We start from the raw sequence: 20,347 nt of genomic DNA on the forward strand, positions 1-20,347 counted from the left end.
TAGACGACCATGAACCAGCCACACCCAACTATCGACCTCACCACCATGCAAGCGGCTGCGGCAAACGCCTGCGCCCTGCTTAAGGTGCTCGCCAATCCGGACCGCCTGCTGCTGATGTGCCAGCTTTCACAAGGCGAACTGTCTGTCGGCGAGCTGGAGGCGCAACTCGGGATCCGGCAGCCGACGCTGTCCCAGCAGCTTGCGGTGCTGCGCGAGAACGGCCTGGTGGCGACGCGCCGCGACGGCAAGAACATTTTTTATTCGGTGGCTAGCGCACAGGCGCTTGCAGTCATGACGGTGCTTTATGAACAGTTCTGTGCTGACACCTCGGGAAGAGCAACATGCTGATCGACCTCGCTAACTTCACGCCCGGCCTGTCCCTGGCTGGCGGACTTGTCATCGGCGCGGCCGCAGCCGTCCTGGTGCTGTTCAACGGACGGATTGCCGGCATCAGCGGCATTCTTGGCGGCCTGCTCAGCCTGCCACGCTCCGATATGGCCTGGCGCGTGACCTTCCTCGCAGGTCTGATTGGCGCTCCCATCATTGCGGGCCTGCTCGGCAAGCCCGCGGTTGCGGATATCCAGGCGAGCTGGGGCCAAGTCCTGGTCGCCGGCTTACTGGTTGGACTCGGCACCCGCTACGCCAGTGGCTGTACCAGCGGCCACGGTGTCTGCGGCATCTCGCGCGGCTCCATCCGCTCGCTGGTCGCCACCCTGACTTTCATGGCGGCGGGATTCCTTACCGTGTTCGTGCAGCGGCACTTGATTGGAGCCTGATATGACCGCCATTACCGCACTGCTTGCGGGTCTGCTCTTCGGCGTCGGCCTGATGGTCTCCGGCATGGCCAACCCGGCCAAGGTACTAGGCTTTCTCGATCTCGCCGGATCCTGGGACCCGTCCCTCGCGTTTGTCATGGTCGGTGCCATCGCCGTCGGTACCGTCGCCTTCGTGGTGGCGAAGCGGCGCCGGCGATCTTTCCTCGGGCTCCCCGTGCAACTGCCGGCCAGCACGACTATCACTCCGCGACTCGTGCTGGGCAGTGCCGCGTTCGGTGTCGGTTGGGGGCTTGCCGGTTTTTGTCCGGGGCCCGCGCTGGTGGCCCTGGGGGCGGGATACCCGAAGGCCGTGGGCTTTGTCGCCGCCATGCTGGCAGGCATGCTCGTCTTCGAAGTTCTTGAGCGGGCGAAGTCGAGCCTGCAGCGCGCCTGAGCAGCAGCCACCGATTGAACGACTGCTGGAAAATGTTGGAAACATGGACATCATCATTGCCACCAGCGCGCTACTTGGCGCTGTTGTCGGCCTCATCCTTGCGCTGACCGGCGCAGGGGGCGCCATTCTCGCAGTTCCTCTACTACTTTTTGGTCTGCAGTTGCGCGTGACGGAGGCTGCGCCGGTCGCGCTGCTCGCGGTGGGCTTGTCTGCGGCCGTAGGCGCTGTACTTGGACTGCGCGCAGGCATTGTGCGTTACCGCGCTGCCATGCTGATGGCGGCAGCCGGTACATTGTTCTCACCCATCGGATTATGGTTCGCACATCGTCTCCCGAACGGACCGCTGACGCTGCTGTTTGCGGTCGTGTTGGCCTTCGTGGCATTAAGGATGTTCAGACAGGCAACCGGGAGCAAGTTGGAACCTGCAGCCGGAGCCAGCCAATCAACGCACCCCTGCCAACTGGATGACCGCACCGGTCGCTTTGTCTGGACCGCCTCCTGCACACGTGCGCTTGCGCTGTCGGGTGTAGGCGCCGGCTTTCTCTCCGGTTTGCTTGGCGTCGGCGGCGGCTTCGTCATTGTTCCAGCCCTGAAGAAGGCGACCAACGCCCCGGTGCATGCCATCGTGGCGACGTCCCTCGCAGTCATCACACTGGTTTCCGCTTCCGGCGTCATTTCGACAGCGATTGCCGGGCGCATGAACTGGCAGGTTGGTGTGCCATTTGCGGCAGGTGCCATGGCTGCCATGTTAGGGGGCAGGCTCGTTGCCAGCCGGCTAAGCGGCCACAGGCTGCAACAAGGTTTTGCAGTGGTCGCCGGCCTGATTGCCGTCGGTATGTTCGCGAAAGTGGCCATGGCCGCCTGATTCGAACACCAAAGCGAACAGATTCGCCGATACAACGATTCCTGAGGAGACACTCGTGAACACAATCAAGCTGCGTACTTTTACTCTGGCAGTGCTGGCAGCCGCCAGTGCGCCAGCACTAGCTCAATCGCAGACAGTGTCCATGCCAGTGCCGGACGAAGCCTCGATTCCAAAGGGACCAATGGGTGATGCCGTCAAGCGCGGCAAGGCACTGCTCACTGATACCCGCAAGCAACTACCAAGCAATGTCGGTAATGGCCTGAACTGTACGAGCTGTCACCTGAATGCTGGGACAACCGCTTATGCATCGCCTTGGGTCGGCCTCGCCGGCGCCTTTCCGGAGTACCGGTCGCGTAGTGGAAAAGTCATCTCGTTGCAAGAACGTATCAACGACTGCTTCCAGCGCTCGATGAACGGCAAGCCACTGGCGTTCGACTCGTCAGACATGAATGCCATCATGGCTTATATGAAGTGGCTGTCGACGGGAGTTCCGACCGGCACGAATGTGGCCGGAAGAGGCTTCGAGAAGATTGATATGTCACTGAAGCCGGACCCAGTCCATGGTAAGAGCGTTTACACCGCGCAATGCGCGTCCTGCCATGGCGCCGAAGGGCAAGGCACGAAGAACCCGCAAGGCGGCTACATCTTCCCACCGGTCTGGGGTAAGGACTCTTTCAACGTGGGTGCAGGGATGGCGCGCTTGTACACCGCTGCAGCGTTCGTGAAGCACAACATGCCGCTTGGCCGGGGCGGATCGCTTTCAGCGCAGGACGCCGTCGATGTTGCCGCCTACTTTACACAGCAGCCGCGACCCGACTATGCAGCCAGGGTCAACGACTGGCCGAGGCTGTGTGAAAACGCGCCATTCGCCTAGACTGAGTCAACGCATTCAGTAGGAGTGGCCGGATGAAGCGATTTATAGAAGGCGAAGACCGCTCGCAGGTCACTCTACTACCTGAATGCCTCGACGATTTCATTGGCGAGGACAACCCGATCAGGATTGTTGATGCGTTCGTAGATGAGCTCGATCTTGCCGATCTCGGGTTCGAAGGGGTAAATCCGTCGGACACAGGTCGTCCCTCCTATCATCCCGCCGTACTTCTGAAGATCTATGTCTATGGCTACCTCAACCAGATTCAGTCGAGTCGACGACTGGAGCGGGAATGCGGACGAAATCTGGAGCTGATGTGGCTGACCGGTCGACTTGCTCCGGATTTCAAAACCATTGCGGAGTTCAGGCGCAGCAACGGCACGGGCATTCGCAACGTATGCCGGCGATTCGTGATGCTGTGTCGGGATCTAAAGCTGTTCACGCAAGCTGTTGTGGCCGTCGACAGTAGCAAGTTCAAGGCGGTCAATAGCCGCGATCGTAACTTCACGCCAAATAAGATCGAGAAGCGCCAGCAGCAGATTGAGCAGAGCATTCAGCGCTATTTGGACGCACTGGAAACTGCAGATCGCACGCAGCCGCCTGAGGTCGAAGCGAAAACTACAAGACTGAGAGAATAGATTGGCAAGTTGCGCGAGCAGATGCGAAATCTGGACGGCACCGCAGAATCACTTCAGAGCATCCCCGATAGGCAGATGTCTCTGACGGACCCCGACGCACGCTCGATGATTTCGCAGGCAAAAGGTACTGGGGTGGTGGGATACAACGTCCAGGTAGCTGTCGATGCGAAGCATCACTTGATCGTCGCTCATGAAGTCACGAACATAGGCAGTGACCGGTCGCAGTTGAGCAAGATGGCTCAGGCGGCTCGTGATGCCATGGGAAGGAAGAAGATCAAGGTCATGGCCGATCGCGGCTATTTCAATGCCCCCGAGATTAAGTTATGCGCAGACGCCGACATTGAGGCATTCGTGCCTAAAACGGCAACTTCAAGTGCAAAGGCTCACGGACGATTCGATCGTGCCGACTTCATCTACATGGCTCGATCCGATGAATATCTATGCCCGGCTGGCCAGCGCGCAATCTACAGATTTAGCTCGATTGAGCGTGGCGGGTTGAACCTGCGAGCGTATTGGAGCAGTGCATGTCCCAACTGCTCAATCAAGGCCCAGTGCACGCCGTCTGATTACCGCCGCATCCGCCGCTGGGAGCACGACGTCGTACTCGAAGCAATGCAGCGGCGGCTGGATCGACAGCCGGACGCAATGACGCTGAGACGTCGAACGGTCGAGCATGTCTTCGGCACGCTTAAACACTGGATGGGCTCAACACACTTCCTGACGCGCCGAATCGGCAACGTTTCAACCGAGATGAGCTTGCAGGTGCTTGCTTACAATCTGAAGCGCGTCATCAAGATACTAGGATTCTCGAAAATGATGAGAGCTATGAAGTTAGTCGGCGCCTGATCAAGGGCGACGAGCAGAACTCGCCTTCTGCGACGATCAGACTCCTCATTCGTTTCCAATGTGCGATTGAGCCTCGACCGCCGATTACACGGCAACATCGTGTTGCATCGTCCCCGTCGCGCTCAATTCGAGCTTTCTACACAGCCTCGGCCAAAAGGCGACAAACCGAAGGACGCGCGGTAGCCGCAAAACCATCGCTTATCCTCGCAAGGAATTGCGGCCGTTGACCGAGTCCTCCGCATTGTGTTTGGACCGGTTCGAACGGCCACTCTAATAGGGCAGGCCTTCTTCAATGGGTAGGGATGGGTCCCTGGACCACTCGTTCCAGGAGCCAAGATATAGCCGCACATCTTTGATACCAGCCTCCTCCAGCGCGACAAAGGTATTGGAAGCGCGCGCTCCTTTGAAGCAGAAGACCACAACGGGTGTGTCGGGGCGAATTCCGACAGTGGCGCACTCAGCGAGAATTTCCGCTGGGGACTTGAACATTTGGCCAGCGTGGGTCGGCTTCATCATGCGATACCACTCGAGCCAGACTGAACCGGGAATGCGGCCTTTTCGCGGACAGAAGTCCTTGCCATAAGGGGATGAACTCTCCCCAATCCACTCATCGACATCGCGTACGTCGAGTTTCACTACGTGCGCGTCTGCGACCGCCTTCTTCATCTCGGTCACATCGACTAGGATCCTGCTTCCAGCCGTTCCATAAGGGAACGAGACCGGTGACGGCATAGGGACTTCGGTTGCGCTTGGTAACGCCGCCGCCCGCCATGCGCTGTAGCCACCATGGAGCACCTTGATTTTGTCCCGAGGATAGCCAAGATAGCGAAGCAGTACGTAGCCTCGACATGACTGTCCGAAGCCTGTTGTCATGGACTGCTCATAAATGACCGCAGTTTCTTTCCCGGATAGGCCAGCCTTGGCAAACGCATCAGTGAATGTTTCGCGCAGGGCGGCCAATCCCTGGGGCGTGGTGCTCGCCAGGTAAGTAAATATCTCGTGGATATTGACCGCCCCGGGCAAGTGAGCTTCCGAGTAGCTTGCCGCGTCCCTCGTATCGACCAGGACCACGGGCTCGGCCTTTATTCTTGCCGCCAGTTCTTCAGGTGTAATGAGAACTCTCGAGTACATGACAAGCCCCTCGTTACGGTTGCCTCGCACATTCGTTTGCAAACACGACCACGCTTAATTGTCCTGGCGGTAAACCCCATCCACGAATGCCCGTGTGCGGTCCAGATGGGCAGGACAGCCGCAATGGTTGAGTGGAATCTATGTGAGGAGGGGCAGGCCACTTTGATGCTCATCAAAGGAACGCGAACGAAAGGGCCGGCAGTACCTTTTCAGTGATCTGACAGAAAAGCAACAATGTGGCCCGCATCGGGCGGTTCAGCCGATGCCCAGGCTCTGTAGCCGGCGATAGAGCGTGCGCTCGCTCATGCCAAGGGCGCGGGCAAGTTCACGACGTGTGCCCTGGAACTGGCGGACCTGCTCGCGCAGCACTGCGTCGTCGCTCTCCCTGGCGCCTGCCATCCGGCGCTGGGCGACCGGCGCCATGCCCGCTTCCCCAATTCCTGGTGGGAGATCCTTGGCACGGATGACGCCGTCATCGGCGTACAGGCGGGCGCGATCGAGCACATTGCGCAGTTCGCGGATATTGCCCGGCCAATGGTACGCGCGCATCCGTGCCAGCGCTTCCGCGCTCAGGTGCAGCTGGTCCTTGGCCGCGCCGCCGCGCTGCAGGATCGACTCCGCCAGCAGCGGAATGTCGTCGAGCCGCTCGCGCAGCGCCGGCAGGCGGATCGGGAAAGCCGCAATCCGGAAATACAAGTCCTGGCGGAACGATCCCTGGCTGACCATCTGCTCCAGCGGCTTGTGCGTGGCCGCGACCAGCCGGAAATCTGCCCGCCGCGTTTCCACGCTCCCCACGCGGCGGTATGTGCCTGACTCGATCAGCCGCAGCAGCTTGACCTGCATCGACAGTGGCACATCGCCCATTTCGTCGAGGAACAGCGTGCCACCATCGGCGGTTTCGACCAGGCCGGGCTTGCGCGTGATCGCCCCAGTGAATGCGCCCTTCTCATAACCGAAGAGCTCGCTCTCGAACAGGGACTCGGTAAGGCCGGAGCAGTCCACCACGACGAACGGCCCGCTGGCGCGGCTGCTGGCCTCGTGCACCGCGCGCGCGAACATTTCCTTGCCTGTACCGGATTCGCCAAGCAACAGGACCGGCAGCGAAGAAGGCGCCACGCGCTGCACGGCCTCCAGCGCGGTGTTGAATGCCTCCGAGCGGCCGACCAGCCCTTCCGCGCTCGGGCGGGCCGATGCGCTGCGCACCGTGCTCAGGCGCTCGACATAGGCGACGACCTGCTGGTCCTCATCAAGGATCGGGCGCAGTTCGACGTTCACATGTTCCGGACCGCGCGGCGTGTGGTGGATGTGCAGAACGCGGTCTGGGCCCCGTGTCTCGAACGCTTTGCGCATCGGGCAATGCTCGCCGGCCTGGTCGCACGGTACATCATAGCCATGCGAAATCCGGTAGCAATGCTGACCGATATACGGGCGCTCGACGGCACCGAACTGACGGCGGTAGGCGGTGTTGGCTGCCAAGATGCGGTAGTCGGTATCGAGGACGATCATCGGTTCGCACTCGTGCTCCAAATAGGACAGGAGAGCCTGGAGAGTGGCTTGGCGATTCATGGGGTTTTTTGGGGGCTTTGGTTGAGGGCAGCTTGGGGGGCGCCGTTCTGCCAAATTCTGCCATGACTGCCAAGTGGCAGTGCCACACTTTGCCCGGCGTTAGGCGAAATTGTTCTTGATCTGCATAAATCCAAGGAAATCAATAACTTATAAACCAAACCCTACTTGGCACGAGTCTTGAGTAGTCAGCAGCAATCCTATCCTGACCCGCTTGAACACTCATGATGCCGACCACGCCAAGCCGATCGCACATGGAGATCGAAGCCTTCTTCGATCCCGATACCTCGACGCTGAGCTACCTCGTACTGGACCGCGCGAGCCTGCAATGCGCGTTGATCGACAGCGTGCTCGACTACGATCCGAAATCCGGGGGCACTCGCACAACTGGCGCGGATCGCCTGGTTGAGCGGGTGCAGTCGCTCGGCGCGACCGTGCAATGGATCCTGGAAACCCATGTGCATGCGGACCACCTTTCAGCCGCGCCGTACGTCAAGCACAGGCTCGGTGGCAAGACTGCCATTGGCAGCCATATCACCACCGTTCAGCACGTATTCGGCAAGTTGTTCAACAGTGGCGCCGACTTCGCGCGCGACGGGCATCAGTTCGACCGCCTGCTGCAGGATGGCGACACGTTCAGCATCGGGGGCCTGCAAGCGCGCGCCATGCACACACCGGGGCATACACCGGCCTGCATGACCTATGTAGTCAGCGACGGCAACGGTGCCGCCGCGTTTGTCGGCGACACCCTGTTCATGCCGGATTACGGCACCGCCCGTTGCGACTTCCCTGGCGGCGATGCGCGCACCCTCTACCGCTCCATCAACAAGGTGCTGAGCCTGCCACAGGACACCCGCCTGTACGTCTGCCACGACTACCAGCCGGGCGGGCGCGAGCTGCAATACATGACCACGGTCGCGGACGAGCGCGAGCGCAACATCCATGTGCGCAACGGCATCAGCGAAGAAGAGTTCGTCGCCATGCGCCACGCGCGCGACGCCACCCTGCAGATGCCAACGCTGATCCTGCCTTCGGTCCAGGTGAACATGCGTGCGGGTCAACTGCCGCCGCCCGAGGACAACGGCATCCGCTATCTGAAGATTCCCCTCAACGCGCTCTGAGCCACCCGCCCCCATAGGAACAGACAGACCATGCAACCCCGCGCCCTCACCCACGATCTTTCGGTCAGCCAGCAGATTGTTCCCGACGATGTGCACACCCTGGCCGCCATTGGCTTTCGCTCGCTGATCTGCAACCGCCCGGATGGCGAAGGCGCCGACCAGCCAGGCTTCCAGGAAATCGAGCGCAAAGCTTCCGCGCTCGGCCTGCAGGTGCATTACCTGCCGGTGGAATCGGGCAAGGTCAGCGACGAACAGGCCCAGGCGTTCGGCCAACTCCTCGACACCCTGCCGAAGCCGGTACTGGCCTACTGCCGCACCGGCATACGCTCGGCCACGCTGTGGGCGCTATCGCAGTCCGCGCGCGGGCCGTTGGCCGACATTATCGAGCGGGCCGCGGCCGCCGGTTACGACCTCAAGGGTGTAGTCCGGCGCATCGCCAATGGCGGTCGCACGCCCGTGGACGTTGCCGATGCAAGCCACTCCGTTGTCATCATTGGCGGAGGCGCGGCGGGAATCGCCGTGGCATCGAGCTTGCTGGCACGCAAGCCCGGGCTTGACATCGCCATCGTGGACCCGGCCGACATCCTCTACTACCAGCCCGGCTGGACGCTGGTGGGCGGCGGCATCTTCGAGCCGGCCCATACCGCACGTACCATGGCTTCGGTCCTGCCGCGCGGCGTTGCGTGGATCAAGGCGGCCGTAGCAGCCTTCGAGCCCCAGCGCAATGCGGTCATCCTCGACGGGTGCCGCGTGGTGAAGTACGAACAACTGGTGGTGTGCCCCGGGCTCAAGCTGGATTGGGACGCAATCGAAGGCCTGCCCGAAACGCTCGGCCGTAACGGCGTGACCTCCAACTATCGGTACGACCTCGCACCGTATACCTGGAACCTCGTTCGCGAGCTGACCCGCAAGGGCGGCGGCAAGGCGCTCTTCACGCAGCCGCCCATGCCAATCAAGTGCGCGGGAGCACCGCAGAAAGCGATGTATCTGTCTGCCGATGCCTGGCGCCGCTCCGGCATGCTTGAGCGCGTCGACATAAATTTCTGCAATGCAGGCAACGTGCTGTTCGGTGTGGCGGACTACGTGCCGGCGCTGATGCAGTACGTCGAGCGCTATGGCATTGCTCTGAATTTCGGCGAGACGCTGGTGAAAGTGGACGGCGCCGCGCGCCGGGCAACGTTTCGCCGCGCCGCCACTGGTGGCGAACCGGAACTGGTCGTGCGTGAGTTCGACATGCTCCATGCCGTGCCGCCCCAGAAGGCCCCCGACTTCATCCGCGTCAGCCCATTGGCCGATGCCGCCGGCTGGATCGAGGTCGATCCGGCAACGCTGCGCCACAAGCGCTTCGACAATGTCTTCGGGCTGGGCGACGCCGGCAACATGCCCAATGCCAAGACGGCCGCCGCGGCGCGTAAGCAGGCGCCTGTCGTCGCGCACAACGTGCTGGCCACGCGCGGCGAGGCCCGGGGGGAAGCCCTCTACGACGGTTACGGCTCCTGCCCCCTGACAGTGGAACGCGGCAAGATCGTCCTGGCCGAGTTCACCTACGGCGGCAAGGTCGCGCCGAGCTTTCCGGACTGGTTCATCGATGGCAGGCGGCCTTCGCGGCTGGCATGGTGGCTCAAAGAGCGGATTCTGCCGCCGCTCTACTGGCAGGGCATGCTGAAGGGGCGCGAATGGCTTGCGACACCCGAGTTGCAGAGATGACACTGGCGGAGCTACCCGACTGTAGCCGCATGCGCGCGTATGGGCTCATTGCGGCGTCGAACTGTGCCTGCTGATAGAGCGGCGTCGGCGCAGACGCCGAACTCAAACTGCATGCCGACAAAATGACGGCAATCGCGCACAAAGCGGACAACTGCCCGAGCCGGTCGAGCATGGCGTTGATCAAAATGGCTCGGCCGTGCCACGCGGCCGTGACGCTGCCATCGTCTCCATTTAGCGCTTTCCCTTAGTGCCTTTCCCCAAGTGCTATTGATTGCAGTCATGCCCATACTGGTGGCTCGCCGTTTCGCGTGGCGATCACTTTGACCCATGGAATCTGTCGCCATGCTTGCAATTGTTGTCTGGATCACCTGCTCCCTCGTGGTTGGCTTCCTTGCCAAAGCACTGGGCCGCTCCGGCGCCACATGGCTTATCTTTTCGTTGATCCTGAGCCCGTCCCTTGGGCTGATCGTCATCGCCGCGCTCGACAAGAAATGGCCAGGGTCCGCTCGCTTGACGACTGCCATTGCACCTGCGGCGGTGTCGGTACCCGTATAGCCAGCCGGTAGGACCTGTTCGGGTCATCGTACGATGACCCCGTGCTGCGGTTCGTCGTCTGAGTCGATCTCGCCACCTAAACACAGGCCTCACACTCCGGAAGATTTAGGGTTCGTCCGAATCTGAAGATCCGGCTAAAGCTCGCCTTCGGCGCGTGGTGCGGCCGGCTGAAAGCCACTCGCGCTTACTTCAGCATCTTCCACCGGATCCCCGATGAGCCCTCTCTCCTGCAGAGGGTTCAATGCGTCCCAGTCAAAGCTCCGCCACGCACAACCGCATGAAGCCACTGGATTTGACGCGTTTCGATCTCAATCTTCTGGTTGTGCTTGAGGCGCTTTGGGCCGAAAGGCACGTCGGCCGCGCAGCCGAAAGATTGCACCTGTCCCAGTCCGCCACCAGCCACGCCTTGTCGAGACTGCGTACAGCGTTTGAAGATCAACTTTTCATTCGTAACCCGCGCGGGATCGTGCCGACGCCGCTGACCGTGGAGTTAATGCCGAGAGTGGCGGCGGTGCTCGAGTCGGTCAGGCTCGTTGCCAGTCCACGTGGCCCGTTCGATCCAGGCCGTCTGCAAGCGACGCTCTCGGTGGCGGCCACCGATCATGCCATCTTGACCGTCGTCGCTCCTGCTCTGGCCATGATCCAGGCCGCTGCGCCGGACGTCGTGCTGAAGCTTAGGCCGGCCGATAGTGAATCCGCTCTGCGCATGTTGGACGCCGGCGAACTCGACATCGTGCTGGGGTCGGGCTCTTTCGCCCAGATCCCGCAGCGCTTTGATTGCCAGCTTGTCCATACGGAGCGTTTCGTCGGCATCGCGCGCAAGGGCCACCCGGCTCTGATCAAGCGAGGCAAGACGCTGCACATGGACTTGGATGACTTCGCTCGACTGCCCCACATTCTGGTCTCGCCGCGCGGCGATACACGGGGCGCTGTCGACGATGCGCTGGAGAGTCTCGGTCGTACCCGCAAGGTGAACGTCACCTGCCCTAACTTTCTGGCCGTTCCGTTCATGGTCAGCGCTTCACAATCGATTGCCGTGGTTGCTGAGCGAATCGCATTGCAGATGCAGGAGACCGCGCGGCTGAGCATTTTTGAGTTGCCCTTCGCGCTACCGACCTGGGAGGTACTCGTCATTCGAGCCCGAGGGCGCGCCAACGAGCCCGCCGTAGCGTGGATGACAAACATGATGATCTCCGGCTAGACACTGGCGGGGCTTGCTGTGGCCGGGGCGACGCGGGGCCATGAATCTCGTGCATCGACATGATGTGCAGATGCCATTGGATCGAATGCCGCAGTCCTCCTAGAGTTGGGTCGTTTATTCGCCCCCCCCCCCGCCAGGAGTACCCCCATGAATACAGAGCCCACCTTGGTCATGATCCCGTGCTTCGCCGGTGCTCCGTGGCAGCTTGACCAGTTGACCTGCTTGCAAGGTCGCGCCATGCGTACCCTTCGTTTGCCGGACGGCGTGTCCGAACTGGAAACGTTGGCCGACTTCATCGTTGACCAGGTGAAGGACCTCGATAGTTATGTGTTGATTGGCGATTCGTACGGCGCGGTCTCGTCAATCGCGGTTGCGACTCGGCAGCCGAAGGGCCTAAAGGGCCTGGTGATCTCTGGCGGCTTTGCCAAGAGCCCGATCACGTCACCCTTGCTCAAGACACTGGCAGCGCTTGCACCATTCTTCCCTGGTCCGTTTTACCGACAGACGACCCTTCGGGTACACGCGGCGCAGTTGGCTTCGTCGTTTGACAAGGAAGGGGAGATTCCTTGGTCTACCCGAAAGAGTCGCGCCTTCTTCATCAAGGAGACGCCCCACAACGCCTACGTCAATCGCTTGCGCTCGATCGAGAAGGCGGACTATACGGCGCGACTGAAGAAGATCAACGTCCCTGCGCTGATCCTGACGCCCGAGGACGACAAGCTGATCGGCAAAGAAGCCGCGGGGACCCTCCTGAACGGCATAAAGGGCTCGCAGGAAGTCATCATGCCGCGCACCGGCCACATGTTCAGGTTCTCGCATCCTGGCGCCTACTCTCTCGAGATCAGGAGGTTTCTGGAGCGGGCATCGCTTTAAGCGTATGCATACCGGTCGTTGCCACACGCCTGTTTCGGATGGCGCGTCCGATTGCCAAGTCCTTGAAAGCCTGCCTCTGACGACACGTCTGGACGTAGCCAGGCAGATCTCGTCACACGAGGGCCCGGAAACCCACTATGCAAGAGTTTGCATAAGGGTTTATACTGTGGCCGTCTCCTCCCTTTCTCCTTAAGGGATTCGTGCCCGCCTTTATCGCGGGCTTTCTTTTGCCTGGGTTCCAAGGCGCCCGTTGTGACGTTGGCAGCCTTTGCGACCAAGCGAATCCAGTTCGCCAGAACGGCGACGATCCAAGCGTGTCGCCTCGGCAATTGCTGTGGTCAGCTCGCCAGCTTCACGCAAGCAGCGTGAGCCGCTGGACTGATTGGAAGCGCTACGACTCAAGACGTCCAACAACGAACGCGCGGTGGCTCGTCAGCATCCGCCGCTTCGGCGGCCCGTTGCCCATTTTGCAGACGTTGATGCATCGTCTCGCAGCGAATCAACATCCGTCTCGCGGGCTCCTCTTCCGCTCCGGTCATCTCGGCGTCCTCGGCGATTCGCAGATAGATTTGCCGCGAGACCATGGCGACGATCACAACGATGGCACCGACGCCGAGCGCTCGGGTGGCGATGCGGAGGTATGGCGCCATGGCGTAACTGCACAGAATGAGCAAGAGGTGATAGACAACGAGCCTACACGAAGCGGTTCCGCAACGGTGTCACGCCTTCGCAGGGATTGACACGATCCGTTTTCTCTACCGCAGTGGCACTTCCACATTGAATCCGCGCGGGATCGTTACGCAGGCCGTCCGCTTCAGCTTGGACGCCCGCCGCCAACCAGGCAGCAAGCGGGATCCGATTGGACGGATGCTCCACGGTGTCGCAACTCACAACGTCGGCAGCGACGGCGCAAAGATCTGCGTAAGCAGTACCGGCAAACAACGCATGAACGCATATGCATACTGGTGGCCGATATCCGTGTTCGCGAAGCCGCCTGGCGGCCTCCAGCATGGTGTGCCCTGTGGAGACAATGTCGTCGACGAGCACCGGCGTACTGTCTCCCGCTCGCGGCAACGTCGGTACGGCGATATGGACGGCCGTGTCGCTCAACCTGTCCTTCTCTAGCACAACGGCTGTGGCCTCGCACCGGGTCGCAATGTCCTCCACCCACTGACGGCTCTCCTCGTCCGGACCAATGATCAGTGGCGCCGCGATCTCGTTGCGGATCCATTGCGCAATGGCCGGCGCAGCATGAATCGCGACAGTCGGAATGGAGAAGATCTCCGACAGGCAGCCAATGCGGTGCAGGTGGGGATCAACTGTTACCAACCAGTCGAAGTGGCCGGAGAGCAACGCTGCGAAATGCCTGGCAGAGACAATCTCTCCAGCGCGAAAAACCTTGTCCTGCCGCATGTAAGGCAGATAGGGCGCCAACAGCCCCATCCGGGCCGAGCCATTCTCGCGCGCAGCCGCTGCTAGCCACAACAGCGGCAATACCTTGGCATCCGGGTGGTCCAGCGTACAGACAAGGATGACATCCCGGCCCGCCACGTCTTCCTGCAGCATGACAACGGATTCGCCATCCGGAAAGTGCCGCACGATGGCCTTCCCAGCTTTCGCATGCAACGCACGGCAAAGCGCCGCCGCCTGCCGCTCGTTCCCTGGCATGGAAAAGACCAGGTGCTCCGTGCTCGGCTTTGGACTCATCCCTCGCCTCCATCCACAACCCGACGGCTATCGACACCGGTTGCGAAACGCTACCGGCTACCGGCTACCGGCGGCCGACGGCCAATGCCACAATCGCGCCGGTCGCTGCGCCAATCGCCGCGACGGTCCCGATGCATTGCCACGGATGTTCGTGGACATACAAGTCCGCGGTCTCGGCGAACTGCCCGACGCGATCACGGCCAGCCTCACGCAGTGCGTCCAGGCGCGCCTGTAGCGCACGCAGCCGGCTCGCGAGTTCGGTTCGCGCCTGACTGGCTTCGGTGCCAGCCTCGTCCGCGACGTCCTTGAGCAAGGCCTGTACGTCACTGAGCAATACATTGGTGTCGCGAATCAACGCGTCCCTGTGTACTGCAAGATCTGCACGGATATCGTTCATCGTTCACTCCCGTTTCTGTAACCACCGCCGCGCAGGCGACAACCATCGCGTACCGGTGCAAGGTCAATATAGGGGCGTCCTGGCACAGCGGCTTGATAAGGAACAAGACAGGGAGGCAAGCCCTATCCGGGTGCGCAATGCCCCACGCTCGGCACCACCACGCGCCGTGGACTGCCCTGTCCATCATGGCGAAGTTCGCAGCAGACCTCGGCGCTCTCCTCGCTATTGAAAATGGCAGTTGACGCTCCATATCAGAAACATGGTTGTTATCCCGGCAATCTGGCGGCGTTCTGGACAGGGGTTCGAATCCCCTCACCTCCACCTCAGCGTACCGCGACACGCGGTGCGCTGAGGTGGGGGTGTATTGGTTTCGACAGGGCGTACAAAGGGGCGCAGGCAACCCGTCAGGCGATCGACGTAAATGAAGCAAATTCCATAAACGCCAACGATGAGCGTTTCGCACTGGCCGCCTGAGGCCAATGCCGGGGCCGCTGAAGCCTTGTAGACCAAGACAGCCGATGGGGACTTCGGTCCCCATCGTGATTTCAGCCGGCATCTCGCCCTGTCGGTCGCGAGGTGCGCGACTCCATCAAAGGCCGAGCGTATGCGCCGGTGCACCGGGCGGAACACCCAGCGCAGCCAGTTAGGATCAGAGCGCGTAGGAAGCGCCCATAATGGTCCTCCCCGGAGGAGGTCACGCTGGCAGCCATGGCTACTCCGACTTGTTTGTGGCCCTGACGAGGACTACCGGGCAAGCTGCGTGAGCGATCACGCGGCTTGCCACCGAGCCCACGATGGCATCAAGGAACGCACCGCGCCCGTGCGTCCCCAAGACAATGGCCGCGGCTTTGACTTCATTTGCATACGCAACGATTCTCTCGGGCGCAAAGCCGACGAGGGCTTTGCATACCGCTTGCACCCCTGCCCCTTGCAGGATGTTGATGGTGGACGTCATGACCTTGCTGCTTTCCTCGGTATGCCAGGCTTCGATGTCCCGCTTGTTGATATAAGCCTTTACCTCGCCGGATACGTCGGGGAGGCAATGCACGACATGCACGCATACATCGTTGCGAAACAGCTTGCCCTCCGCGATGCATCGAGCAGCGGCATCGCTATAAGTTGACCCATCGGTCGCCAGGACAATGTTCTGCATTGCATCCCCCATTCGATAGCGGTTGCTAAACCTGATGTCAGCATGAGTTGGCAGGCGGTCCGTCGCATGACATATCCGCTTGTCGACTCCGTTTCAACGTATATTCCTTGAGCCGATGGTCATTGATGCAAATCACTTTTCGGCTGCCTTCTCGCTACAACAGCCCACAGCGGCATACTCTTGCGATGCGTCAACCCTCTTTCCCACAGGCCACCTAGCCTTCGTTGCATGTGCGGCGCCGCGCCCGGGGCGCTGCTGATGAATGCGGAGGAAGCGGCATGTACAGGAAGATTCTCGTTGCGGTCGACGGCAGTCATGCGTCCCGCCTGGCGACCTTAGCCGCCATCGATCTCGCCAAGGGCAGCAACGCCGAAGTAAAAGTTATCTACGTCGTTGACGACAGCGAAGCGCTACTGGAGGTAGCCTTCATCGACCGCGAAGATCTGCTCCGGAACATGACGGCCTATGGACGGGACGTCCTGCTCGCATGCAGTGAGCTCCTGAAGGCTGCCGGCTTACGCCATTCCATAGAGTTGGTTGACAAGCCCCTGGCCAGGGGGCGTATTGCCGGGACGATACTGGCGCACGCCGGTACTTGGAATGCGGACCTGATCGCCCTTGGTACACACGGGCGCCGTGGAATTGCACGCGTTGTCATGGGGAGCGTCGCTCAGGGGGTCGTAAGCCAGAGCACCAGGCCTGTACTCCTTGTCCGCAGTGATCCGGAAGACGAATCGTGATCAACGGCATGATCGGTGCCGCGCAAGAGTACGCTCTTCCCTGAGCGCCTTCGCGGATCCACCATGGCGATGGCCGCGCATTCATTCTTATCCGCGGTCACGAGCGAACCGACGCCCGTGCGCCCGTTGGCAGTCGGTGCCTGAGCGCTACGTTTCCCTTTTCCTTTCGGCTGCGGCAAAGTGGCGAACGAACCATCCGGCCGCAAGCTTGCCCACCTGCTCCAAGGCGCCGGGCTCTTCGAACAGGTGGGTAGCGCCAGGAATCACTTCCAGCCGCTTCTCACAGGACATCCACGCCGCCGCGTGCGCATTGAGGTTGACGACGACCGGATCGGCCTCCCCGACGATCATCAGCAGCGGAGAGGCGAGGCGGCAGAGCGCATCGTGGCCGGCAAGATCAACTCGCCCGCCGCGGGACACGACCGCGTCGATGCGCCTATGCGCCGCAGGGGCCGCGGCGGCACGCACAGCCGCAGCCGCGCCGGTGCTCGCACCAAAGTAGCCAAGTCTCGGATCGCGCTGCCCTGCCAGACGTTCAATTGATTCCGTCGCAGCGCTGAGCCTGTCGCTCAGCAGCGCAATATCGAAACGCCGCGTCAGACCAGTATCCTCTTCCGGCGTCAGCAGGTCGAACAGCAAGGTACCGATGTCGGCATCATGCAGCATCGACGCGACCAGACGGTTGCGCGGGCTATGGCGGGAACTGCCACTGCCGTGGGCGAACAGGACAATCCCGCGGGGTGCGTCAGGCAAGGCCAGTTCCCCCGGAAGGACCACGTCATCCGCGTCGATCATTACCTGCTGCGCAGTGACGAGTTTCATTCGAGCCTCCCTTCTTGTTCGGGGCCTCCGGTCAATCCCGGAGCCAGTTCACATGCAATTCGGTTTCAGCATGGTCGTAGTCGATCGTAAGCTTGCCGCGGTAAGCGTGATGGATGGCATTGCCGATATCGCGCGCAAGGTGCACGCCAGTGGTCGCGATAACAGTGCCTTGCTCGTCGGATTCGATGGACATCAGTCGTTCCATCGGATGCTGCGCGCGCAACCCGGCTTCACGGTGGCGGACGAGCGCGAGAATCTCCTGGCGATGTGTCGCCTCGAAGCCGCCGGCGAGCACCACCCGCGCCGCGGGAAGGCCGTCAGCCGTGCGCGCGCATGCCGAACACACGAGGTGTGCCGCGCCGGACGGCGCCGCGCGCCATTGCCAGTGGCCCCGCATGAAGACAGCATGGCAGACAGGACAGGTCGCAAGAATGGGCGCTGCGGTGGGCTGCTTGTAGCGGTCGGTAATGTGCTCGACGGGAAACGGACTCCACCGAACGGGTCGAACTTTCACAAACTGTGCACGGACTTTCATGTTGAGCTCCTCGTTGATGGAATCCTGCAGCGCGCCTGACGGCCGGGCGCACCGGCGAAGATGGCGTAGCAGCCGGCGTCACACACCGCAAGTTTCGCTTTGGCCGCGACCGCGGGTCGCATAGGGATAAGCTATGCGCCCGGCCAGACCGTGACTTAAGCTGGATCAAAGGAATTGCACAGGCACCCGGTAAGCGGAGGCGGTGGGACGCCACGGCCTCGGAAAGCGCCATGACTGAGCGTTTCTGCATGCGTTGATACGGAGCAATTCCCGTCGACAGGGCTCGTCTATGTTTGAGGAAGCAAAGCCAGGGGCCAGACGAGATACTTTGCCCATCTTGGCGGCATGGCGGGAAGCGCCCTGGTGCTGATGCACTGGCATGTGCGGGCCGAACCGCAAACTCGGTCTGACGATGCCTGACGCCACGGTGCGCCACTGCCCTTGCGTTATATCAACGCGCGCGCCGCCATGGCACCTACGGTAGAGCCGTTGCCTACCTGGATCACGATGCGGGATTCGCCATGCCTGAAAAAACTCTTATCTTCCACCAGAACGCGCGGCGCGAGATGCTTCACGGTGTGGAATTGCTGGCCCGGGCAGTCAAGGTGACGCTGGGACCGGGCGGTCGCAATGTCATCGTGGAACGCCGCGGCATGGTGCCCCTGGTCGCCAATTCCGGGGTGGTCGTGGCCAAGTCCGTCTCGCTGCCCGACCCGTTCGCCGATATGGGCGCCCGACTGCTCTGCGAAGCAGCGGTCCGAACCAGCGAGATCGCCGGCGACGGCACCACGACTGCGACGACGCTTGCCCACGCCATCGTGGCGGAAGGGGTGAAGTACGTCGAGGCCGGTCACGACCCGATGCAACTCAAACGAGGCATAGAAGCCGCCGGCAAACTGGTTTCCGAACATTTGCTGGCAAGTGCGAAGCCGTGCGGCGGTACTGAAGAGATGAGGCAGATTGCGACCATCTCGGCCAGCGGCGACCATACTGTCGGAACGCTGGTCGCCCAGGCCGTCGAACACGTGGGCAAGGACGGCGCCATCAGCGTCGAGGATGGCTCCAAGCTGGACGACGAGCTGGATATTGCCGAAGGCGCACTGATCGACCGTGGCTACCTGTCTCCCCTTTTCGCGACCACGGAGAGCCGCGCTGTCGTGCTTGAATCTCCGCTGGTACTGCTTTGCGACGCAAGCATCTCGTCGATCGCACAGTTGCTGCCGATCCTGGAAGCGGTGACGCGGGCAGGCCGGTCGTTGCTGGTCATCGCCAACGATGTGGAAGGCGAAGCGCTGGCGACGCTGGTCGTCAACAACCTGCGCGGCGCACTGAAAAGCTGCGCGGTAAAGTCCCCGGGCTTTGGCGACTCTCGCACCGAGCAACTTGGGGATCTCGCCGCACTGACCGGCGCGACGGTGGTGTCGCCGCAAACGGGCACATCCCTTGAGCATGTCGGACTGGAACAACTGGGCGAGGCACGGCGCGTGGAAATCAACAAGGACGCGACGACGCTGGTGGGCTCCGGCGCCGACGCATCCCGCGTGGCGGCGCGGATCGCCGTACTGCGCAGCCGGGTGCCCGACGCACGATCGGACTACGACCGCGAAGGTCTGCAGCGGCGCATCGCCCGGCTGACGGGCGGCGTTGCCGTCATCAAGGTCGGCGCGGCAACCGAGAGCGCCTTGCACGAGCGCAAGAACCGCTTCCAGGACGCCCTGCATGCCACGCGGGCCGCGGTGGACGAGGGCATTGTCGCGGGCGGAGGCGTGGCGCTCCTGCGTGCCCGCACCGTGCTGCAGGACTGGCAAGCGCCAAATGCGGAACAGGCCGCCGGCGCACGGATTGTCCACGCGGCACTGGCCGCGCCGATGCGGCAGATCGTCGCGAATGCCGGGGCCGACGCCGATGCGGTAGTTCACCGGGTATGCGAGGCGTCGGGAACGCTCGGCTACGATGCCGGCGGCGAGCGCTTTGGCGATATGCTCGAACTCGGCGTGATCGACCCCGTCAAGGTCGTACGCACCGCCCTGCAGAATGCCGTCTCCATCGCGTCATTGCTGCTCACGACCGACTGCATGATTGCCATCGAGCGCAGCCCTTACGGCTCTGCGGAGAACGCTGCCGCAGGGGCCGGCATGCTCGGGGAAGAATTCTGAGCGGCTCCCGGACCATGTCCGGAACGCTTCCGCTTCATGGCCGGTGGTGTGCCGGCGTACGTATGGCCACGTCTTCAACGGCATGGCGCGCGGCCCAGCGATGCGCCTGCGCGATGGCAATGCGAATCGCCATGCCTTCACCGTAGCCCTGTTCCAGCAGCGCATTGGCGATCTCGATCGCCTTCGCCCTGACCTCTGGTTGCAGGTTCTTCATCGAGATCGGGAAGTAACCGGAATTCCAGGGCATCGCGCCACCC

At 61.8% G+C, this 20,347-nt stretch carries 22 protein-coding genes, 1 other RNA gene and 1 pseudogene; 14 read left to right on the forward strand and 10 right to left on the reverse strand.

Features of this window, described 5'->3' with window-relative positions:
- Positions 1–9: 9 nt before the first annotated feature.
- The 6 genes and pseudogenes from KHO41_RS35690 (at position 10) to KHO41_RS35715 (ending at position 4,429) form a co-directional block, all read left to right on the forward strand.
- Positions 10–348 carry an ArsR/SmtB family transcription factor gene (locus tag KHO41_RS35690; RefSeq protein WP_211957941.1) on the forward strand — a complete coding sequence of 113 codons (339 nt, stop codon included), beginning with the start codon at positions 10–12 and terminating at the stop codon, positions 346–348.
- On the forward strand, positions 342–776 hold the full coding sequence (locus tag KHO41_RS35695) for a YeeE/YedE family protein (RefSeq protein ID WP_211957942.1): 435 nt from the start codon (positions 342–344) through the stop codon (positions 774–776). Before KHO41_RS35690 ends, KHO41_RS35695 begins: the two co-directional genes overlap by 7 nt.
- 1 nt (position 777) lies before the next feature.
- Positions 778–1,209, forward strand: coding sequence for a YeeE/YedE family protein (locus KHO41_RS35700; RefSeq protein ID WP_211957943.1), 432 nt, complete (start codon positions 778–780; stop codon positions 1,207–1,209).
- A gap of 43 nt (positions 1,210–1,252) precedes the next feature.
- Positions 1,253–2,074 carry a sulfite exporter TauE/SafE family protein gene (locus KHO41_RS35705; RefSeq protein WP_211957944.1) on the forward strand — a complete coding sequence of 274 codons (822 nt, stop codon included), beginning with the start codon at positions 1,253–1,255 and terminating at the stop codon, positions 2,072–2,074.
- A 55-nt stretch (positions 2,075–2,129) separates the two neighbouring features.
- Positions 2,130–2,948 (forward strand): c-type cytochrome, encoded by an 819-nt coding sequence (locus KHO41_RS35710; RefSeq protein ID WP_244874180.1) that lies wholly within the window; start codon positions 2,130–2,132, stop codon positions 2,946–2,948.
- Between the two features lie 32 nt (positions 2,949–2,980).
- Positions 2,981–4,429, forward strand: a pseudogene (locus KHO41_RS35715) (IS1182 family transposase).
- Positions 4,430–4,699: 270 nt separating this feature from the next.
- On the opposite strand, the gene KHO41_RS35720 reads toward KHO41_RS35715, so the two are convergent.
- Positions 4,700–5,560, reverse strand: coding sequence for a sulfurtransferase (locus KHO41_RS35720; RefSeq protein ID WP_211957945.1), 861 nt, complete (start codon positions 5,558–5,560; stop codon positions 4,700–4,702).
- Between the two features lie 255 nt (positions 5,561–5,815).
- Positions 5,816–7,126, reverse strand: a complete 1,311-nt coding sequence (gene fisR / locus KHO41_RS35725; protein ID WP_211957946.1) for a sigma 54-dependent transcription regulator FisR — start codon at positions 7,124–7,126, stop codon at positions 5,816–5,818.
- A gap of 251 nt (positions 7,127–7,377) precedes the next feature.
- Here fisR and KHO41_RS35730 point away from each other — a divergent pair, with 251 nt between their 5' ends.
- From KHO41_RS35730 to KHO41_RS35740, 3 genes are all read left to right on the forward strand, one after another.
- Positions 7,378–8,244, forward strand: a complete 867-nt coding sequence (locus KHO41_RS35730) for an MBL fold metallo-hydrolase (RefSeq protein WP_244874181.1) — start codon at positions 7,378–7,380, stop codon at positions 8,242–8,244.
- Positions 8,245–8,274: 30 nt separating this feature from the next.
- On the forward strand, positions 8,275–9,951 hold the full coding sequence (locus KHO41_RS35735; protein WP_211957948.1) for a bifunctional protein tyrosine phosphatase family protein/NAD(P)/FAD-dependent oxidoreductase: 1,677 nt from the start codon (positions 8,275–8,277) through the stop codon (positions 9,949–9,951).
- 327 nt (positions 9,952–10,278) lie between these two features.
- Positions 10,279–10,506, forward strand: coding sequence for a hypothetical protein (locus KHO41_RS35740; RefSeq protein ID WP_244874182.1), 228 nt, complete (start codon positions 10,279–10,281; stop codon positions 10,504–10,506).
- Positions 10,507–10,640: 134 nt separating this feature from the next.
- Here the strand turns inward: KHO41_RS35740 and KHO41_RS41455 are convergent, their stop codons facing one another.
- Positions 10,641–10,793 carry a DUF6429 family protein gene (locus tag KHO41_RS41455; protein ID WP_244874183.1) on the reverse strand — a complete coding sequence of 51 codons (153 nt, stop codon included), beginning with the start codon at positions 10,791–10,793 and terminating at the stop codon, positions 10,641–10,643.
- Here KHO41_RS41455 and KHO41_RS35745 point away from each other — a divergent pair.
- Both KHO41_RS35745 and KHO41_RS35750 read left to right on the forward strand, forming a co-directional pair.
- The gene (locus tag KHO41_RS35745; RefSeq protein WP_211957949.1) at positions 10,784–11,707 is read left to right on the forward strand and encodes a LysR family transcriptional regulator; all 924 of its coding nucleotides are present in this window, start codon (positions 10,784–10,786) and stop codon (positions 11,705–11,707) included. The genes KHO41_RS41455 and KHO41_RS35745 overlap by 10 nt on opposite strands.
- A gap of 147 nt (positions 11,708–11,854) precedes the next feature.
- Positions 11,855–12,580 carry an alpha/beta fold hydrolase gene (locus KHO41_RS35750; RefSeq protein ID WP_211957950.1) on the forward strand — a complete coding sequence of 242 codons (726 nt, stop codon included), beginning with the start codon at positions 11,855–11,857 and terminating at the stop codon, positions 12,578–12,580.
- Positions 12,581–12,978: 398 nt separating this feature from the next.
- On the opposite strand, the gene KHO41_RS35755 is transcribed toward KHO41_RS35750, so the two are convergent.
- The 3 genes from KHO41_RS35755 to KHO41_RS35765 all read right to left on the reverse strand — a co-directional run bounded on the left by KHO41_RS35755 (position 12,979) and on the right by KHO41_RS35765 (position 14,684).
- Positions 12,979–13,230, reverse strand: coding sequence for a hypothetical protein (locus tag KHO41_RS35755; RefSeq protein ID WP_211957951.1), 252 nt, complete (start codon positions 13,228–13,230; stop codon positions 12,979–12,981).
- A 43-nt stretch (positions 13,231–13,273) separates the two neighbouring features.
- Positions 13,274–14,287: a ribose-phosphate diphosphokinase gene (locus KHO41_RS35760; protein ID WP_211957952.1), complete on the reverse strand. Its 1,014-nt coding sequence runs from the start codon at positions 14,285–14,287 to the stop codon at positions 13,274–13,276.
- 64 nt (positions 14,288–14,351) lie between these two features.
- Positions 14,352–14,684: a DUF883 family protein gene (locus tag KHO41_RS35765; RefSeq protein ID WP_211957953.1), complete on the reverse strand. Its 333-nt coding sequence runs from the start codon at positions 14,682–14,684 to the stop codon at positions 14,352–14,354.
- A 212-nt stretch (positions 14,685–14,896) separates the two neighbouring features.
- On the opposite strand from KHO41_RS35765, the gene ssrA reads away from it, so the two are divergent.
- Positions 14,897–15,227, forward strand: a transfer-messenger RNA (tmRNA) gene (gene ssrA / locus KHO41_RS35770).
- A gap of 169 nt (positions 15,228–15,396) precedes the next feature.
- Here ssrA and KHO41_RS35775 read toward each other — a convergent pair.
- Positions 15,397–15,837 carry a universal stress protein gene (locus KHO41_RS35775; protein ID WP_211957954.1) on the reverse strand — a complete coding sequence of 147 codons (441 nt, stop codon included), beginning with the start codon at positions 15,835–15,837 and terminating at the stop codon, positions 15,397–15,399.
- A gap of 278 nt (positions 15,838–16,115) precedes the next feature.
- Between KHO41_RS35775 and KHO41_RS35780 the strand changes: the two genes are divergently transcribed.
- Positions 16,116–16,577, forward strand: a complete 462-nt coding sequence (locus KHO41_RS35780; protein ID WP_211957955.1) for a universal stress protein — start codon at positions 16,116–16,118, stop codon at positions 16,575–16,577.
- Between the two features lie 147 nt (positions 16,578–16,724).
- On the opposite strand, the gene KHO41_RS35785 is transcribed toward KHO41_RS35780, so the two are convergent.
- Positions 16,725–17,399: a dienelactone hydrolase family protein gene (locus KHO41_RS35785; protein WP_211957956.1), complete on the reverse strand. Its 675-nt coding sequence runs from the start codon at positions 17,397–17,399 to the stop codon at positions 16,725–16,727.
- A 31-nt stretch (positions 17,400–17,430) separates the two neighbouring features.
- The gene (locus KHO41_RS35790) at positions 17,431–17,934 is read right to left on the reverse strand and encodes a BCAM0308 family protein (protein WP_211957957.1); all 504 of its coding nucleotides are present in this window, start codon (positions 17,932–17,934) and stop codon (positions 17,431–17,433) included.
- A 521-nt stretch (positions 17,935–18,455) separates the two neighbouring features.
- On the opposite strand from KHO41_RS35790, the gene groL reads away from it, so the two are divergent.
- Positions 18,456–20,090: a chaperonin GroEL gene (groL, locus tag KHO41_RS35795; RefSeq protein ID WP_211957958.1), complete on the forward strand. Its 1,635-nt coding sequence runs from the start codon at positions 18,456–18,458 to the stop codon at positions 20,088–20,090.
- A gap of 34 nt (positions 20,091–20,124) precedes the next feature.
- Here the strand turns inward: groL and KHO41_RS35800 are convergent.
- Positions 20,125–20,347 (reverse strand): DUF2188 domain-containing protein (locus KHO41_RS35800; protein ID WP_244874184.1); only part of this gene is annotated, 223 nt, incomplete at its 5' end.

Origin of the sequence: Cupriavidus numazuensis (assembly GCF_905397435.1) — a bacterium.
GTDB lineage: Bacteria > Pseudomonadota > Gammaproteobacteria > Burkholderiales > Burkholderiaceae > Cupriavidus > Cupriavidus numazuensis.

Excerpts from the sequence above, each read along its gene's own strand:
- KHO41_RS35690 (WP_211957941.1), top strand. The coding sequence starts at position 10 with ATGAACCAGCCACACCCAACTATCGACCTCACCACCATGCAAGCGGCT.
- KHO41_RS35695 (WP_211957942.1), top strand. The coding sequence starts at position 342 with ATGCTGATCGACCTCGCTAACTTCACGCCCGGCCTGTCCCTGGCTGGC.
- KHO41_RS35700 (WP_211957943.1), top strand. The coding sequence starts at position 778 with ATGACCGCCATTACCGCACTGCTTGCGGGTCTGCTCTTCGGCGTCGGC.
- KHO41_RS35705 (WP_211957944.1), top strand. The coding sequence starts at position 1,253 with ATGGACATCATCATTGCCACCAGCGCGCTACTTGGCGCTGTTGTCGGC.
- KHO41_RS35720 (WP_211957945.1), bottom strand. The coding sequence starts at position 5,560 with ATGTACTCGAGAGTTCTCATTACACCTGAAGAACTGGCGGCAAGAATA.
- fisR (WP_211957946.1), bottom strand. The coding sequence starts at position 7,126 with ATGAATCGCCAAGCCACTCTCCAGGCTCTCCTGTCCTATTTGGAGCAC.
- KHO41_RS35730 (WP_244874181.1), top strand. The coding sequence starts at position 7,378 with ATGGAGATCGAAGCCTTCTTCGATCCCGATACCTCGACGCTGAGCTAC.
- KHO41_RS35735 (WP_211957948.1), top strand. The coding sequence starts at position 8,275 with ATGCAACCCCGCGCCCTCACCCACGATCTTTCGGTCAGCCAGCAGATT.
- KHO41_RS35740 (WP_244874182.1), top strand. The coding sequence starts at position 10,279 with ATGGAATCTGTCGCCATGCTTGCAATTGTTGTCTGGATCACCTGCTCC.
- KHO41_RS35745 (WP_211957949.1), top strand. The coding sequence starts at position 10,784 with ATGAAGCCACTGGATTTGACGCGTTTCGATCTCAATCTTCTGGTTGTG.
- KHO41_RS35750 (WP_211957950.1), top strand. The coding sequence starts at position 11,855 with ATGAATACAGAGCCCACCTTGGTCATGATCCCGTGCTTCGCCGGTGCT.
- KHO41_RS35755 (WP_211957951.1), bottom strand. The coding sequence starts at position 13,230 with ATGGCGCCATACCTCCGCATCGCCACCCGAGCGCTCGGCGTCGGTGCC.
- KHO41_RS35760 (WP_211957952.1), bottom strand. The coding sequence starts at position 14,287 with ATGAGTCCAAAGCCGAGCACGGAGCACCTGGTCTTTTCCATGCCAGGG.
- KHO41_RS35765 (WP_211957953.1), bottom strand. The coding sequence starts at position 14,684 with ATGAACGATATCCGTGCAGATCTTGCAGTACACAGGGACGCGTTGATT.
- KHO41_RS35775 (WP_211957954.1), bottom strand. The coding sequence starts at position 15,837 with ATGCAGAACATTGTCCTGGCGACCGATGGGTCAACTTATAGCGATGCC.
- KHO41_RS35780 (WP_211957955.1), top strand. The coding sequence starts at position 16,116 with ATGTACAGGAAGATTCTCGTTGCGGTCGACGGCAGTCATGCGTCCCGC.
- KHO41_RS35785 (WP_211957956.1), bottom strand. The coding sequence starts at position 17,399 with ATGAAACTCGTCACTGCGCAGCAGGTAATGATCGACGCGGATGACGTG.
- KHO41_RS35790 (WP_211957957.1), bottom strand. The coding sequence starts at position 17,934 with ATGAAAGTCCGTGCACAGTTTGTGAAAGTTCGACCCGTTCGGTGGAGT.
- groL (WP_211957958.1), top strand. The coding sequence starts at position 18,456 with ATGCCTGAAAAAACTCTTATCTTCCACCAGAACGCGCGGCGCGAGATG.